This is a genomic window from Dyella psychrodurans, assembly GCF_003363265.1.
Taxonomy (GTDB): Bacteria; Pseudomonadota; Gammaproteobacteria; order Xanthomonadales; family Rhodanobacteraceae; genus Dyella_B; species Dyella_B psychrodurans.
The window spans coordinates 232,120-248,590 of record NZ_QRBF01000006.1 but is presented as its reverse complement, the minus strand read 5'-3'; the positions used below and the strand labels follow the sequence as shown (position 1 = coordinate 248,590).

Genomic DNA, 16,471 nt, shown 5'->3' with positions numbered 1-16,471 from the left:
AAGTGCACACGGCAGTAGGTGGGGTGCCACTAACGAGGCTGCCTTGGCTCAAGTATCCGAATGGCATGCATGAGCCAATCGTTCACTAGTAGGAGCTATTGCACCTACGCGCTTGAGCACTCCGACGCAACGTGACACGATCTTTTCCATGACCAGCAAACCCACCGAAGCGCAGCAGTTGCGCGACCTTGTTCGGTTGCGTCGCGTTCGCGACCGCATCGATCGGGAGTATGCGCAGCCGCTGGATGTGGAAGCGCTGGCGCGTGGCGTGCACATGTCGGCCGGACATCTCAGCCGGCAATTTCGTCTCGCTTACGGCGAATCGCCGTACAGCTATTTGATGACGCGGCGCATCGAGCGTGCGATGGCATTGCTGCGCCGTGGCGACCTCAGCGTCACCGATGTGTGTTTCGAAGTCGGCTGCGCGTCGCTGGGCACGTTCAGCACTCGATTCGCCGAGCTGGTCGGCATGTCGCCCAGCGCCTATCGGCGTCAGGAGACGCATGCGGGCGCGGGGATTCCCTCGTGCGTGGCAAAACAGGTGACGCGACCGATCAGGAATCGAGAAGCACCGGCCTCCGAGCCGGAACTAAACTGATTTCCATGGACATCACCACCCGCTGAGAGAAACCGCCATGGACATCACCATTCACGCAAGCTTCCTTCCGCAGAACGATCCTGACGCAGCACTGACGTTCTATCGCGACACCCTCGGCTTCGAGGTTCGCAACGACGTCGGCTACGGCGGAAAGCGCTGGATCACGGTCGGCCCCATGGGTCAGCCCGGTACATCCATCGTGTTGTATCCGCCGGAAGCCAGCCCCGGCATCACCGATGACGAACGCCGCACCATTGCCGAGATGATGGCCAAGGGCACGTTCGGCATCGTGCTTCTGGCCACCCATGATCTGAAGGGCGCTTTCGAGCGATTGCAGGCCCGCGATGCGGACATCGTGCAGGAGCCGACCGATCAGCCCTACGGCGTGCGCGACTGCGCCGTTCGCGATCCCGCAGGCAACATGATCCGCATTCAGCAGTTGCGCTGAGTCATTCGGCAATCGAGCTGACAAGGAGCTTTGGTCGCTAAAGTTTGCCGATACCCCGGCATCGCTCGATGACAGTGCATCGTTTCAGTTCTGCCTGAAATGTAGACGGCACGCATGGATACCTCTGACCATGCGTGCCGGCTATGACCCTGCAGAACGGCATGACACGCAAGTGAGTCATCCAGTGACGTGCCCCGCGTCGACATGCTGGCGCACAGACATGGCATCGCTAAAGCAAGCGCGCGCAGGGCTCGCCGCGGTACGGACGCATCGTGAACGGCAAGCGTTCTTCATTGACGCAATCTCTGAAGAAGCACAATGATGGGGTCACTCACCCAGGCCCCTTTCACATGAAAAGCCGCTTCGGTTTTCGCGTCACGTTTTTGTTGTGTGCGTTCCTCTTGCTGTCGCAAACAGCCGTCGCCGCGCAACATCAGGTTCGAAGCGGCAGCCTGGTCTTCTCGATCGACGATACGACCGGTGCGTACATGCTCGATGACGGTACGCTGCATTTTGCGGGCCGTTTGCCGGGCGGCGCGTCGCGCGTGACGGCATCGACGACAGGCTTGCGCTTTCCGCTCGTTGAAGGCGTCGAGGCGAACGTTTCGCCGGCACCGGGCAAATCCAGCGCGCTGCTGTTTTCCTGGAAGGTCGTCGGCAAAAGCCCGGTCGAGCAGCCACCGGCATTTCCCGACTTCGACGTGATACCCGCCGGATTGCATTCGTTTTCGCATCGGCAAATGAATTTCGCACCTCCGGTATTCGACTCGCCGCAGGACGTGTCCACGCCTTGGGTTCTTTTCAGCGAAAGCGGTCACGCGCTCATCATCTCGCCGGCATCGGACTTCTTCCTCGCAAGCATGCTCGGCGATGCCAAGACGCGTGTCGCGGTCGGGATGAATTCGGAAGTGGGGAAACTGCCGGTGGGTTTCACGGCTACGGCGCTCGTGGCAGCGGCGCCCGATATAGCGTCCGCGTACGACGCCTGGGGCACCGCGTTGCGCGCGCTCTATCATCGCAGTCCTGCGGCCTCCGACGCCGACCCCATCCTGCGTTACATCGGCGTGCTCACCGACAATGCAGGCGGCCATTACTACTACAACTACGAATATGCCGAAGGCCTGAACTACGAAGAGTCGCTGGTGCGATTCATCGAGCGTAGTCGCCAAGCCGGCTTCCCTTTCGGCTATCTGCAACTCGACAGCTGGTGGTACGCGAAGAGTTCGTGGAATCCGGAGCAGCCGGTCGGTCACATCAAGAATCCCGCGCTGCCCGACGAAGACTGGAATCGCTACGGCGGTCTCGTCGAATGGAAGGCGCAGCCCGGCGTGTTCCCCAAGGGGTTGGCGAGTTTTCATAAGCGCGTCGATCTGCCCTTCCTCGCGCACAACCGTTTCATCGACAAGGACAGTCCGTATCGAAAGCGCTATGACATCTCCGGCGTTGCCGCGGTCGATCCAGGCTACTGGAACGAGCTTGCGAATTACGCGGCCGAGAGCGGCATCGCGGTTTATCTCCAGGATTGGCTCGACGCGACCTATAGATTCTCGCCGGAATTGCACAGCGTGCCCGGCAAGGGCGAGCTGTTCATGGATGGCATGGCATCGGCGATGGCCGCGCACCGCATCACCATGCAGTACTGCATGGCATATCCGCTGCACATGTTGCAGGGCGTGAAATACCCGAACCTGACGACGATTCGCGCCGCCGGCGACGGCCTGACCCGCGACAGATGGATGCAACTGGCCTTCAACGCGCGATTGATCCACGAATTGGGTGCGTGGCCGGCGACCGATGTGATGCCATCGCGCGATACGGCAGCGATGCTGTTCGCCACGCTCTCAGGCGGACCAGTCGGCGTCGGCGATGCATTCGAGGATCTCGACCGCACCAACATCTTCAAGGTCGCCAGCACCGACGGCCAGATCGTCAAGCCGGACGAACCACTGATGCCGCTCGATGCGAGTTACCTATCGCAGGCAGAGCGGACGGGAGCACCAATCATCGCTGCTACCTTCACCCGTCACGGTAATCACAACACCGCCTACCTATTGGCATTCGCCGACGATCCCGCGAAACCAACAACGGATTTTTCCGTGACGCCGATGGCGTTGGGCTTCAGCGGATCGGTAGCGGTATTCGATCCGATGTCGGAAACACTCGCCATCGTGGACAGCAAGGAGGCCATCACCGGAAAACCGACCGGACCCGATGCTTTCGCTTATCGCGTTGTCGCACCGGTGTCCGCGTCGGGCATCGCCGTCATCGGCGACATAGGCAAGTTCGTTCCGATGGGACGCAAGCGCGTTACGTCGTACCAGGACCTTGCCCATGGTGTCCGGCTGAAAATTGCGTTCGCAGCCAACGATACGACGATCACGGTGGCGGGTTACGCACGGGGCAATATCGCTGCACATGCCGAGGGCGCAATCATCTTATCGACGACACGCGATCCGCAAACGGGGCTGTTCAAGGTGGAGCTGCAACCGATCATTCGCACAGCAACTGAGGCGATACTCACCTTGAGTGACCAAAAGAAAGGCGGCGATACCAGATCATCGCGCCATTGACGGACAATAAATTGGGTCAAGGCGAGGCCAAATTCACTTGCCATATCATTGCTCCCGCAGAAGGTGAACCTGGTTGCGCTCTAGGTCTCGTTTTTTGGAGTGTTGGGTTTTAGTGCACGCTTGTGGAATATCCGTGTTCGACGCAAGCGATTTTGCTCACGTGTTAAAGGGTTGAACTCTTGATGGCGTGCTATGAACAACAATGATCAATACAGGAAATTGATGCCGCCCGAACCTATCTCTCCGGAGGAGCAATGCACGTGCGCCGAAATCCAGGCGATCTACTTGGCGTTTGACCTAACCGAGAACCCTATTCACTGCGATATTTGCCGAGGTGCAGTAGCGCCAGAACGAATCGAACTGACGCCTTCGCAGGTTGATGCAGTTGCCGACTGGACGACAACATTCGGGTCAATCTACAAACTATGGCTTCAGTCAGGTAGTTACGAAGCTTGGGCCTATGAGCAACTCGTTGAAGCAGGCAGCGCAGTGAATCTTGGCGGCATGGCCGTCGCCGGTGCGTTATCTACGGGCCGGTCTTGTGGCTATTTATGGTTCTGGAATGAGCGCCGACCGGATTGCTGTCCGAGGTGCGCTTCGGCGCTCGACACGCTGCCTAACGCGTTCCTTCGCTGCCCAATTTGCAAAGTCTACGTGTAGTGTTAAATATTCTACGCAAACGACGAGGATGTCCGCTTTCGCCCATGGCGGCCATTAGGGTGAAGGCTCAAACTGCATGCGAATATCTGAATCTCAAACGGATCGTCAGTCGCTTATCAGGTTTGGCGAAGAAGCAGTTGCTTTGCTGCGCGATAGTGATTTTGCCGCTCTGGCCGAACGTTTTGGTTATGCCCTTGCCCACGGACGAGAACCGGCGATGGCTTTGGAGGTAGATTTCGCCGCAAGCCAGTCGGGGGAATCGGAGGCTCACGAACACGCTACTCCTTCCATGGAGATCAAGTACTTCAACGGCGAGGCCACTGAGAGCACCGGTCTGGTCGCAGCCGTGGAGTGTGTTACCCATTTGGCGGATGGTTCGCCGGTTCTTATCGCGCTTGTTGTCACAGGAAAAGGTTCAGAGCGGTATATCACCGTAGAAGGTATCGATCGCATTTAGGCGCACTGGGCAATACAGGGCATGACCACTGCTCTATCCCCGTCCGGCGTCTGTAATGCTAAGTTCAGCGACTGTCCAATCGTTTGCTGGAGTCCCTCATGTCCCGTGTCCCTCCCGTTGCTTCTGCGGCTGCTGCGCATCGCAGGTTTTCGCGCCTTGCCTTGGCCGTCGCCCTGACGCTTGCGGCCGGTGCCGTCGGAGCGCAGCAAGCGCGCACGGACAATGTGCCGCCGCCGCAGGACACGCCGTATCCCGGCACGGTGACCCTTCATGTGGATGCCAACGACACGGTGCAGGGCATCTTTCGTGTTCACGAAACGATTCCGGTGAAGGCGGGCGCTGTGACGCTGCTTTACCCGGAGTGGATTCCCGGCGATCACTCGCCGACCGGCCCAATCAACATGCTCGCCGGCCTCAAGCTCAGTGCCAACGGCAAGCCGCTGACGTGGAAGCGCGACGAATACAACGTGTACGCGTTTCATGTCGACGTGCCCGAGGGCGTTTCGACCATCGATGCATCGTTCCAGTACATGTCGGGTCGCACCGACAGCGAAGGTTTCGAGATGACCGATCGCATGATGGATATGGAATGGAGCAAGGTGGTGCTCTATCCGGCCGGCTATTTCTCGCGCGGCATCACCTTTGCACCGAGCGTGACATTGCCGCAGGGTTGGCAATTCGGCACCGCGCTGGAAACGGCTTCGCAGTCGGGCGACACCACGACCTTCAAGTCGGTGACGTTGAACAATCTGGTCGATTCGCCGATGTACGCGGGCGAATACTTCAAGCGCGTCGATCTCAATCCGGGTGGCGATGCGCCCGTGCACCTGGACATCGTGGCGGATGCGCCGAAGTATCTGGAGATGACGCCGGAACAATTGAAGGTGCACCGCGCCTTGGTCAGCCAGGCAGTGAAGCTGTTCGGTTCGCATCACTACGATCATTACGATTTCCTGTTCTCGCTCTCCGATCAGTTGGGCGGCAACGGTACGGAGCATCATCAATCCAGCGAGAACGGCCTGGGCGCCGACTATTTCACCGCCTGGAACGAAGCTGCGCCGGATCGCGATCTGCTCGCGCACGAATATACGCATTCGTGGAACGGCAAGTTCCGTCGTCCCGCCGATTTGTGGACACCCAACTTCAACGTGCCGATGGGCGATTCGCTGCTGTGGGTCTATGAAGGGCAGACGCAATACTGGGGATTCGTGCTGACCGCGCGCTCCGGCATGTGGACGGCGCAGCAGTTCCGCGACGCCTTGGCGATGGTGGCGGCCAACTACGAGCGCAACCGCGAAGGTTTCCAGTGGCGCACGCTCGAAGACACCACCAACGACCCGACCGCCGCGCGCCGTTCGAGCCTGCCGTACCGCAGCTGGCAGATGAGCGAGGATTACTACAGCGGCGGGCAGATGATGTGGCTCGAGGTGGACGCCAAGCTGCGCTCGCTCACGCACGACCGCAAATCGCTGGACGATTTCGCAAGTACGTTCTTCGGCGTCGACAACGGCAGCTACGTCACCAAGACCTACGCCTTCGACGACGTGGTGGCGGCACTGAACAGCGTGGCTCCCTACGACTGGGCGAGCTTCCTGCACTCGCGCGTCGATGCGCTCGATCCGCCGCTGCAGAACGGCATCGCGGGGACCGGCTGGAAACTGGTCTATACCGATCAGGAAAGCGAATACGAGAAGCAGTACAACAGCCGGCCGCAATCGTCGCGCCATCTGTACAACTTCGCGTGGTCGATCGGCCTGACGATGACCGAGAAGGGTGAGGTCAACGACGTGCGCTGGGACGGGCCGGCATTCAAGGCGGGCGTAAGCACCGGCGCCACGCTGATGGCGGTGAACGGCAAGGACTATTCAAGCGATGCGCTGAAGAGCGCGATCACGGCGGCCAAGAACGGCAGTGCGCCGATCCAGCTGTTGCTGAAGTACCAGGGCGGTTATCGCACGGTGTCGGTGGATTACCACGGCGGCCTGCAATACCCGCACCTGGTGCGCGTCGAAGGTACGCCTGATTACTTGAGCGAAATCATCGCGGCTCGCAAGTAGGCATCAAGCAACACACATCGATACACGGATGCAGCAAGGCACAGGTGGCATCACCTGTGCCTTTTTTTGTCGACGCTACCGTCGCGGCGGGCGGCGCTTGCGCATCGCTGGGCGCAACCTTCCATGACCTGGCCGGCACTCACCCGCACAAGGGCTTTAGGCCCGCGCTTGAACGGCCCGGCGCATGGGCCATCAAAACGGCAGTGAGTTTGTCGGCAAGGTAGTGGACCACGTGCATACCGGAGAGCAGTACCACACATTCATGCTGACCTCGCGGCGGGACCAGACGGTGCGCGACAGGTTTCAGAAGATGGCGCTGAATCTGTTGGACGAGGGCGAAGGCGTGCTCGATTTCGGTGCCGGTACCGGCATCGATGCCAAGACGTATGCCGCCAACGGGCACCCGACGTTCGTCTACGAGCCTTCGGCAGCGATGCGCGATTACCTCGCGGAGCATTGCCGCGACGAAATCGCCCGCAACGCCATCGTCACGGTTGCATTGCCTCTCAACTGCAAGGTGCAGGCCGTCACGGCGAACTTTGCGGTCCTCAATCACTTCGCGGATCACGCATCGCTTTTTGAAGAGTTGTCGCGCGTGGTGCATCAGGGCGGTTTCGTGCTGGCAAGCATGCTCAGTCCGTATTACCTCGGCGATGCGCGTTACGGCTGGTGGCGGAAGAACCTTCTGAATCTGGTGCGCACCGGCCGCTACGCCATTCCAAGCGAAAGCCGCATCCATCGCTTCACGCCACGTGTCGTGGCGCGAGCTGCAGCACCGTATTTCCGGCTGGAACGCCTTTATCCGCGCGGTGTCGGATTGGCGACCGATCTCTACATGTTCCTGCTATTTCGGCGGATCTGAGATGTGGAAGGATTGGATAAGGCCGTTCGTGCGTCCACTGCCGCAATGGTCTACGGTTGCCATTGCGCCGCCTTCGCAGGCGGTCACCGCCACTTTGCGTTGGGACGGCAAGTTGGTCGATGTGACGGCGGACCACACCGTGGCTGCGCTCAAGCCGCTTGTGATCGCGACTAGTGTCGATGCCGGCCCACATCCAGTGCTTGAGTACTACGATAGCGCGACGGGAAGGTGGCTCGGCATTTTGCATCTGGTGCGTATGGCGCCAGTCGTTACCGAAAATACATCGCTCGCGCTCTACCATGTGGCTGCCGGCGAGCACCGCTGTCTGGGTTGGCCGCGACGTCCGTGGAACGCATGGCTTCAGAACCGGCTCATGCTGAAGCATCAGGCGCCGCATCATCTCGCCATGGAACCCGCCGCGGTACAGCAGCTCATGATCGCCTACTTGTGCCCGCGCCCGGTCGTTCTTGTTTCCGTCGGTACGCCGGGCCACCAGAATATCTTTCCCATGGATCTGATCGGACCGCTCGAGCGCAGCGGTTATTTTTCGCTCGCGCTACGCAGCACCAACGTTTCGCAACCCATCATGCGCGACGTACGCCGCGTTGCGCTGTCCAACGTGCCTGCGGCGATGAAGGCGACTGTTTACAAGCTCAGCGAGCATCACAAGCAGCCGCTCCCGGACTGGAATGCGCTTCCGTTTCCCGTGCGACCGTCGCGGGAGTTTGGCGTTCCCGCTGTGGCCGGGGCGCTCAGCATTCAGGAGTTGAGCATCGTGCACAGTCAGGAGATTGGCTCGCACACCTTTTTTCTTTGCCGCGTCATGTCTGACGAACAACTGGTGAAAGGCGAACAGCTGCATCACACGCCGGGCTTTTATCAAGCGTATCGGCGCCGGTGGGGCATGCCGTTCGCGGAAGTCTAGTCGACGCAGGGCGGGGGTACGACCACGTCAACGGGCGTGAACGCCTAACCGTACGTGCACGCCCGCCGCCCAATCAACCTGCAACGCGATAGCGTGCCGCCGGTTGCGAACGCGAGAGATTGGGCGACATCTTCTGCCGCGCATCTTCATAGGCCTGCCAGTCGGCTGCTTCGGGCAGCGCCGGAATCGTCACCAGTTCGCCCTGATCGAGCCCGGCCAGCGCGGCATCCACCATGTCTTCCGCGGGCATGACGATCTGCGAAGGCAGATGGCTCATCGGCACGCCTGCGACATCCCAGAATTCCGTGGCCGTTGCACCGGGCAGTACCGCCTGCACGCGCACACCCTTGTCTGCAAGTTCGTGATGGAGCGACTGCGTGAAGGCAAGCACGAATGCCTTGCTGCCCGAGTACACGCCGTTGAGAAGTTCCGGCGCGATGGCCACGATCGATGCGATGTTGATGATCGCGCCATGGCCGCGTTCCACGAAGCCGGGCGCGGCAGCATAGGTGAGACGGGTGAGCGCGCTCACGTTGAGCGAAATCATCTCGTCCATCTTCGCCACGTCCGATTGCAGCAGCGGTGTGGCCGCGCCGAAGCCGGCGTTGTTGACCAGCGTCGTGATGCTCTTGTCGGTGCGCAGGAGATTTTCCACGGCGGTCAGATCGGCGGCATTGTTCAAGTCGGCGGGAAAGACCTGGATGGCGCGGCCCGTGGCATCCGACAAACGGCGGGCCAGCTGGTCGAGGCGTTCGCGATTGCGCGCCACCAAAATAAGGTCGTAGCCTCGGCGCGCGAGACGGTCGGCGTAGATGGCACCGATGCCGCTGGAAGCGCCGGTGATCAGGGCGGTGCCCTTGGATGAGTTGTTCATGTCTATCTCCGATGGGGAAGCGCCGGCGGTATGCCGATGCCTTGAGATAGTTGTACGCGGGCCGCATCTAGACTTAAATGTCATAGATGCCACCTTTTAGGCCATTCGCCGGAGGCTGCCATGCAACGCGTTGGATTCGTGGTTTTTCCGGGCTTCCAGGTCATGTGCCTGGCCGCCGCGTCCGCGTTCGAATTCGCCAACATCACGGCAGAAAGCGCCGTGTATGACGTGGGCTACTTCTCCGAAACGGGCGGTCCGATCGCCAGTTCGCTCGGCATGAGCATGGAAACGCGGCGCCTCGAGCGGCAGCCGTTCGATACCTTGCTGGTTGCCGGTGGCGTGGGCGTGCCGGAAACGACACCGGCGCTGCTCGACTTCGTGCGCGAAGCACCGCAATGGTCGCGCCGCGTCGCGGCGATCTGCACGGGCGCCTTTGTTCTCGCCGAAGCCGGTCTGCTCGACGGCCGCCGCGCCACCACGCATTGGCTGTTGGCGCGACAACTGCAGAACAGTTTTCCCAAGGTGAAGATGGAAGAGGATCGCATCTTCATCACCGACGGGCCGATCTGGACGTCGGCGGGCATGAGCGCCGGCATCGATCTCGCGCTGGCGATGGTCGAAAAGGATCTCGGTGCCGACGTCGCGCACAAGGTGGCGCAGAAACTCGTGCTGTATCACCGGCGCTCCGGCGGGCAGTCGCAGTTTTCCGCGTTGCTGGAACTCGAACCGAAATCGGATCGCATACAAGACGCGCTGACGTACGCGAAGAGTCACCTGCGCTCGCCGTTGTCGGTGGAGGAACTTGCCGCCGCGGCGAATCTCAGTCCGCGACAATTCAGCCGAACGTTTCGCGCGGAAACGGGCCAGTCGCCTGCGAAGGCGGTGGAAAATCTGCGCCTTGAAGCGGCGCGTCTGATGATGGAGCAGACGCGCCATCCGATCGAAATCGTGGCGCGAGAATCGGGCTTCGCCGATCGCGAACGCATGCGCAGGGCGTTTTTGCGAGCGTTCGGTCAGCCGCCTCAGGCGATGCGGCGCAATTTGCGCAGCGAGGAACTTGAAGCTTCGTCAAACGATGCATAGATATCGACGACCGCGCTCAACCCTCACCCCCGCGTAGTGCGAATACGGAATAGGGTCACCGTATGTAGGCACGTGCCTGCAAAGAGTGCCGTGCTTCCCTTCTTGCCGCCCACCGCATGAAATCTATCCAATGCTCAACACAGAGCGGCCGCATCGAATGAGATGCCGCGTGCCGTTCGCAGTCGGGGACAAGGAGATTGGGAATGCGGTATGCCAAGGCTTGGCGTAGGCTCGTTATGGGTGAAAGCATGCCTGTGCGCAATGCGTGGGCCCAAAGGGACAATGCGATGCTTGCACGCTGGCAAGGGAGCTGCCTGTGGGCGGTGGCGATGCTGGTGTTGTCCGGTGCGTGTTATGCCCAGTCCACGGAGGGGGCGACCCCGGACCAGGAATACCAGAAGCTGATCCAGGTCGATCAAAACATCGAACCCTTGGGTGAGCATCCGTTCGGCGAAAACATCAGTACGTATGACGGAAGCACGTCATTCAACGTCACGGACGTCTCTTTGCGTGGCAATGGGCCGACCATCACCGTGGGTCGATCAGCGGAATTTTTTGAGTGGCCCGACAACCTCGGCATCAGTCCCCCAAGTTTCCCGTTCGGCAACTGGGATTTGGATATTCCCCGCATCGAAACGCTGGTAGGGACTGCCGGTCTCCCGTCCACGGCCGTCTGGCAGACAGGCGTTGGGGGAACTACCCCTACCGTAGGTACAACCAATCGTTGCAGCAATTTTGCGCCGCCACCAGGCATTCAATCCACGCTGGCCGAGGGAGGTTGGGTGGCGGATGAATGGTGGTATGGCTACAACCTGATGGTACCTGGCGAAGGCAAGCAGCAACTGATGCCCCGCTACAGTGCGAATACGCTGTCGCCGAGCATCAGCGGGCTGAGCTTTAACATTGTCACGAAGAACAACTGGATGGTCACTTGCGGTGTTACGGCGAGCGATGGAGGCGAAGGATTTCTTGCCATCGCACCCGACGGTACGCGCTATACCTTCGCTCACCTTGTCTATCGCCCGTGGTACCAGATCGTCGGGGCAGGTGGTCCGCTACCCCCTGATGGCACGATCATCGCGACGCAAACCTCTCCCCCGGCGCAAAGCGCTGTTTCGGCACATAGCGCAATCGCCACACAGGGCGCTACGCCTATGGAAGCCGGGCCAGGCGGCCTGGCCATCTTGTATCGCGAAGATGCGCTGATGTACGTCACGCAGATCCAGGATCGCTTCGGCAATACGCTGACGTACAACTACGACCCCACCACGGGTTATCTCTCCAGCATTACGGCGAATGATGGCCGCGAAGTCGATGTCACTTATGTGTCCGGTTCGCCGAACATCCGAACGATTACCGCCAAGGCATCCAACGTTCCGTCGCGCACGTGGACGTATACGTACGGGGCTGGACTGACTGGTGTTCAATTGCCCGACGGCAGCTCGTGGACCTACCAGGGGGGTGCTGGGGCGTACAGCTTCGTTCTCCCTTCCAATGCCTGTTCAGCCAACCGGTTTCCTTATTCCAATACGACCCCGGTCAGCGGGCCGGTCATCAGTACCGCTACGGTAACGGCTCCCTCTGGACTCACGGGCACCTTTAGCTTCGTGATGAAAATGAGCGGCCGTTCGTACACGCCCCAATTGTGTTGGGGAGAAACCGGGGACACGCCGCCGTTTGAAATTCCCATGGCGATCTGGCCGGAATGGTACGTTCAACCCGCCATTACGAGCGAAGTCATCTCGGGTGCGGGCATGCCGACGCAGACCTGGACCTATAGCTATTCGCCCGCGAATGCGAGTTGGACGACGGACGCATGTGCGCGCAGCGGCACGTGCCCCACGACCGTTTATACCGATGTCACCGATCCCAATGGCAACGACACGCGCTATACCTTCAGCAATCGCTTCAACGCCTCAGAAGGACAACTGCTACGCGCGGACACGTACCAGGGTGCTTACGGCGGCACGTTAGTGAAGTCGGTAGTCAACACCTACGCCAGTGCGACGGCGGGTCCATGGCCAAGCGTCTACGGCGCCGATCTAGCCTATCGCGACAATTATTATCAAACCGAGCAATTGTCGCCGTTAAACCAAAAGGTGATCACGCAAGACGGCCAGAACTACACCTGGCAGGCGATGACGTTTAACGCATACGCGCAGCCCACGGATGTGAAGCGCTACAACGACATCGCCGGGCAGTCATCGATCGAAGAAGCCACGCTATATCGTAACGATTCGGCGTACTGGGTACTCGGCTTGACGCAAACCGTCACCAACGTCACCACGGGCGAGGTGGAATCGAGCAACACCTATACCAACAACGATCTGCTGCAAACGCGCTCGCGCTTTGGGCAGTTGCTGATGACCTACGCCTATAACAACGCCGGTCAACTCGCCAGCTTTGTCGACGGCAACGACAACGCCACCACGTTGGGTAACTACTATCGAGGTATCCCACAAGCGATCACGTATGCGGACGGAACCCGTCAAAGCCTGATGGTGGACGACCTTGGGCAGATCCGCTCCATCACCGATCAGGCCGGCAACACGACATCCTACGACTACAACGCGATAGGCCGCATCGCCAAGATCACCTATCCGACCAACGACGAGACCAACTGGTACCCCGAAACATTCGCCTACGATTTCGTTGGCAGCGAGCGTGGCATAACAGGCAACCACTGGCGCCGTACTCTCACCCAAGGCGACAAAACCGAAGTCACTTACTTCGACGCCACCCTGCGCCCGATCCTGGCCAGCCACTATCGTTCGAGCGACGGCGCATTCGCCATCACCACCCAAACCAACTACGACTGGCAGGGCAACCCCATCTTTCAGTCCTACCCCGTCGACGGCTTGCCCAACTTCAACACCCTCGGCACCGGTACCACGACCACCTACGACGCCTTAAGTCGCGTCACCAAAAAACAGCAGTCGTCCGAGTTGGGCCCGCTGACAACGACGATCAACTATCTGCCCGGTGCAAGCCAGCAAGTCACCGATCCCAAAGGCAACGTGACCACCACCAGTTACCAGGTGTTCGATCAGCCGTCCTACGACGCCGCGATTCAGGTCACGTCGCCAGAGGGCGTGTCGCACACCATCACGCGCGATCTCTATGGCAACCCGACTGCCATCACGCAATCGGCACAATCCACACAATTCACGGGCTCGCCGTCAAAGGGTCTTATTGGCATCGGACCGATTTTCAGGCCAGGTACTGGCACCACCAAGAGTTTCTACTACGACGCCTACCACCGTCTGTGCCGTACGTCCGAGCTCGAAAGCGGCAGCACCGTCATCGCCTACGACGACGCCAACAATATCGATTGGACGGCCGATGGCCTTGCCATCACCACCAACGACTGCGGTCAGGGCCAGGTGGATGATTCGGTCAAAACCTTTCACACCTACGACCCGATGAACCGCCTCACCGTGCTGGAGCCGCCGGAAGGTACGGCAGGCACCACGTACATCTACGACGCGGTGGGTAATGTCACGCACGCGCGTTCGGGCATCGCCCATTGGGCGGGCACCTATAACAAGCGCAACATGCCTCTCTCCGAAAGCCTCACCGCCAACGGATTCAGCAACACGCTTCGCTATACGCACGACAGTTACGGCAACCTCAGTGCCACTATCTATCCGGATGGTACCAACGTTAGCTACGCGCCTGATGTCTTAGGTCGCCCCACCCAAGCGGGAAGCTTTGCCTCCGACGTGAGCTACTTCCCGGATGGTGAGATGGCGCATTTCAATCTTGGGGGTAGCTTCGATTACGTTACCGAGCAAAATGCACGGCAACTGTTAAGCCATTACAGCTTTATAAAAGGTGGCACGTTTGCCCTTAGCCAAGATATTGCCTACGACGCCGACGCCAACATCACCAGCTTCACCGATTTGGTCAATGGTCAGCGTAGCAAAACGTTGTCTTACGATGGACTCAATCGCGTGACCCAAGCGCAGGCCGGCGCGCTGTGGGGCACCGAAAGCTACACCTACGACGCGCTCAACAACATCACCAGCCGCACGCTCCAAGGGCAGACGATCACCTACGGCTACGACCTGCTCAACCATCTGACCAGCATGGCCGCCAACGGAGGTGCCACCACCAGCTTGGGCTACGACACGCGCGGCAACCTCATCAACAAAAACGGCAATACCCTCGTTTTCGATGCCAAGAACCAGCTAGCCAACGTGCCGGGTTTTGCCAGCTATGCCTACGATGCCGAGGGGCGGCGCGTGCTCAAGCAAGTGGCCAATGCTGGCCCGTCCACCTATTACTTCTACACACATGATGGCAAGTTGCTCTACCAGTACGACGAGGACATGGCCAAAGGCACCTCCTACGTCTACCTCGGCAATAAGCTGATTGGCCGCAACGAACGGTACGAGTCCGCCATCCGCGGCCAGATCGATGGCGTGGCCATCGATAGCAACGACAACGCCGTCCTCCACGGTTGGGCGTGCTCCAGCGGACTGACCCAATCCATCCAGGTGCATATGTACCTGGGCGGTCCGGCCGGTAGAGGTACGTTCATCGGCGGCTACAGCGCCAACCAGGCCAGCGAACCGGCTGTGGCCAGCGAATGTCGCGTGTCCTCGGGCAGCTTCCGCTTCAGCATTCCCTTGAGTGCCACGGTGCGCAGCGATCACGTTGACGAAAAGATCTACGTCTATGGCATTTCGCCCGTTGGTAATTCCAATGACGAATTAGGCAACTCCGGCCAATTCACCGTGCCGGCCGAACAGAAAGCCCCCAAAGCACCGACCGTCACCGCCACAAAAACCGGTGACGGCATGGGTATCGCCATCACCTGGTCCACCGCCAACGGTGTCACCAGCTACAACGTGGAGAAGCAATTCAACGAACAACATTGGACCTCGATCTACAACGGCAGCGCTGCCACCTTCACCATCCATCCCGCCGCCAATGGCACCTACAGTTTTCGTGTGCAGGCTTGCAACGTGTATGGCTGCGGTGATTGGGGGCAATCGACCAACGTGCAATTGGAGAATGTGCCTTCCGCACCGGCCTCCATCAGTGTGCCGGGCGCAAGCTTTAATCCTGTGTCGGTAAGCTGGGCCAGCAGCCTGGACGCCACCACCTATATCCTGGAGCAAAGCATCAACAGCGGCGGCTGGACGGTGGCGTACCAGGGCGGAGGCACCAGTGCACAGGTGGGAGCCGGCATGTCGGGCGGCTACGTTTATCGGGTGAGAGCGTGCAACACCTACGGCTGCAGCGGCTACACCACCAGCCCCACTGTGTCCGTGACCATCCCGCCCACCTACGCCCCTAGCATCAGCGTGCCCGGCTACAGCGCCGACGGCAGCTACACCGTGAGTTGGACTGGCGTGAACGACGCCAATCGCTATGTCCTGCAGGAACAATACAACGGCGGTAGCTGGGCCAACGTACAAGACAACGGAGCCACCAGTTGGAGTACGGCAGGACGTGGCGCTGGCACCTATGGCTACCACGTCGTGGCCTGCAACAACGCCGGATGTGGGCCGTGGAGCGGCGTCGTTACCGAGACGGTCGAGCTGGTGCCTGCTGCACCTACAGTCACGGTGAAACAAGTTTCCACAGGCTCGTTCATCATCGCAACGGTCACCTGGGACCCAGTGCCCAATGCAACGTATTACGTGGTGCAAGAAATTGCCGGCGCCATCACTACGCAGGTGTATTCGGGACCCAACACAACTTGGTCAGGCGGCTATGCCTACGGCGCCCTGCGCATCTTCCAAGTGAAAGCATGCAATAGCTCCGGGTGTTCGCCTTGGAGAGGTGGTTAGGTGGAAATTTGATGCTGTAAAGAAGCCTCGACGATGACGAGTTCATCGTCGAGGTCCTTCCGCTTTGATGGAAGACAACCCGACAAGGAAAGCCATGATGAAACCCTCCCTGTTGCGCGCGCTGTGGGTGCTGACG

11 protein-coding genes are annotated in these 16,471 nt (G+C 59.9%); 10 read left to right on the top strand and 1 reads right to left on the bottom strand.

Features of this window, described 5'->3' with window-relative positions; translation table 11 throughout:
* Positions 1-148: 148 nt before the first annotated feature.
* The 8 genes from DWU99_RS16410 (at position 149) to DWU99_RS16375 (ending at position 8,577) form a co-directional block, all read left to right on the top strand.
* Positions 149-598 (top strand): helix-turn-helix transcriptional regulator, encoded by a 450-nt coding sequence (locus DWU99_RS16410; RefSeq protein ID WP_115479147.1) that lies wholly within the window; start codon positions 149-151, stop codon positions 596-598.
* 37 nt (positions 599-635) lie between these two features.
* Positions 636-1,046 (top strand): VOC family protein, encoded by a 411-nt coding sequence (locus DWU99_RS16405; RefSeq protein ID WP_115479146.1) that lies wholly within the window; start codon positions 636-638, stop codon positions 1,044-1,046.
* A 350-nt stretch (positions 1,047-1,396) separates the two neighbouring features.
* Positions 1,397-3,616: a hypothetical protein gene (locus DWU99_RS16400; protein ID WP_115479145.1), complete on the top strand. Its 2,220-nt coding sequence runs from the start codon at positions 1,397-1,399 to the stop codon at positions 3,614-3,616.
* Positions 3,617-3,808: 192 nt separating this feature from the next.
* Positions 3,809-4,276, top strand: a complete 468-nt coding sequence (locus DWU99_RS16395) for a DUF2310 family Zn-ribbon-containing protein (protein WP_115479144.1) — start codon at positions 3,809-3,811, stop codon at positions 4,274-4,276.
* A gap of 76 nt (positions 4,277-4,352) precedes the next feature.
* Complete coding sequence (locus DWU99_RS20845; RefSeq protein ID WP_147292953.1) at positions 4,353-4,733, top strand: hypothetical protein; 381 nt, start codon at positions 4,353-4,355, stop codon at positions 4,731-4,733.
* Between the two features lie 98 nt (positions 4,734-4,831).
* On the top strand, positions 4,832-6,790 hold the full coding sequence (locus tag DWU99_RS16385; RefSeq protein WP_115479142.1) for a M61 family metallopeptidase: 1,959 nt from the start codon (positions 4,832-4,834) through the stop codon (positions 6,788-6,790).
* 184 nt (positions 6,791-6,974) lie between these two features.
* Positions 6,975-7,652, top strand: coding sequence for a class I SAM-dependent methyltransferase (locus DWU99_RS16380; protein WP_233511185.1), 678 nt, complete (start codon positions 6,975-6,977; stop codon positions 7,650-7,652).
* A gap of 28 nt (positions 7,653-7,680) precedes the next feature.
* Positions 7,681-8,577, top strand: coding sequence for a flavin reductase (locus tag DWU99_RS16375; protein ID WP_233511184.1), 897 nt, complete (start codon positions 7,681-7,683; stop codon positions 8,575-8,577).
* Between the two features lie 73 nt (positions 8,578-8,650).
* Here the strand turns inward: DWU99_RS16375 and DWU99_RS16370 are convergent, their stop codons facing one another.
* Positions 8,651-9,451, bottom strand: coding sequence for an SDR family NAD(P)-dependent oxidoreductase (locus DWU99_RS16370; RefSeq protein WP_115479140.1), 801 nt, complete (start codon positions 9,449-9,451; stop codon positions 8,651-8,653).
* Between the two features lie 120 nt (positions 9,452-9,571).
* Here DWU99_RS16370 and DWU99_RS16365 point away from each other — a divergent pair, with 120 nt between their 5' ends.
* Together DWU99_RS16365 and DWU99_RS16360 are read left to right on the top strand one after the other, a co-directional pair.
* Positions 9,572-10,534 (top strand): GlxA family transcriptional regulator, encoded by a 963-nt coding sequence (locus DWU99_RS16365; protein ID WP_115479139.1) that lies wholly within the window; start codon positions 9,572-9,574, stop codon positions 10,532-10,534.
* 287 nt (positions 10,535-10,821) lie between these two features.
* On the top strand, positions 10,822-16,335 hold the full coding sequence (locus DWU99_RS16360) for a hypothetical protein (RefSeq protein ID WP_158543321.1): 5,514 nt from the start codon (positions 10,822-10,824) through the stop codon (positions 16,333-16,335).
* Positions 16,336-16,471 lie beyond the last annotated feature (136 nt).

What these genes read in the sequence shown, in the direction of transcription:
- DWU99_RS20845 (WP_147292953.1), top strand. Translation starts at nt 4,353, where the DNA reads ATGCGAATATCTGAATCTCAAACGGATCGTCAGTCGCTTATCAGGTTT.
- DWU99_RS16400 (WP_115479145.1), top strand. Translation starts at nt 1,397, where the DNA reads ATGAAAAGCCGCTTCGGTTTTCGCGTCACGTTTTTGTTGTGTGCGTTC.
- DWU99_RS16365 (WP_115479139.1), top strand. Translation starts at nt 9,572, where the DNA reads ATGCAACGCGTTGGATTCGTGGTTTTTCCGGGCTTCCAGGTCATGTGC.
- DWU99_RS16395 (WP_115479144.1), top strand. Translation starts at nt 3,809, where the DNA reads ATGAACAACAATGATCAATACAGGAAATTGATGCCGCCCGAACCTATC.
- DWU99_RS16370 (WP_115479140.1), bottom strand. Translation starts at nt 9,451, where the DNA reads ATGAACAACTCATCCAAGGGCACCGCCCTGATCACCGGCGCTTCCAGC.
- DWU99_RS16405 (WP_115479146.1), top strand. Translation starts at nt 636, where the DNA reads ATGGACATCACCATTCACGCAAGCTTCCTTCCGCAGAACGATCCTGAC.
- DWU99_RS16360 (WP_158543321.1), top strand. Translation starts at nt 10,822, where the DNA reads ATGCTTGCACGCTGGCAAGGGAGCTGCCTGTGGGCGGTGGCGATGCTG.
- DWU99_RS16385 (WP_115479142.1), top strand. Translation starts at nt 4,832, where the DNA reads ATGTCCCGTGTCCCTCCCGTTGCTTCTGCGGCTGCTGCGCATCGCAGG.
- DWU99_RS16380 (WP_233511185.1), top strand. Translation starts at nt 6,975, where the DNA reads ATGGGCCATCAAAACGGCAGTGAGTTTGTCGGCAAGGTAGTGGACCAC.
- DWU99_RS16410 (WP_115479147.1), top strand. Translation starts at nt 149, where the DNA reads ATGACCAGCAAACCCACCGAAGCGCAGCAGTTGCGCGACCTTGTTCGG.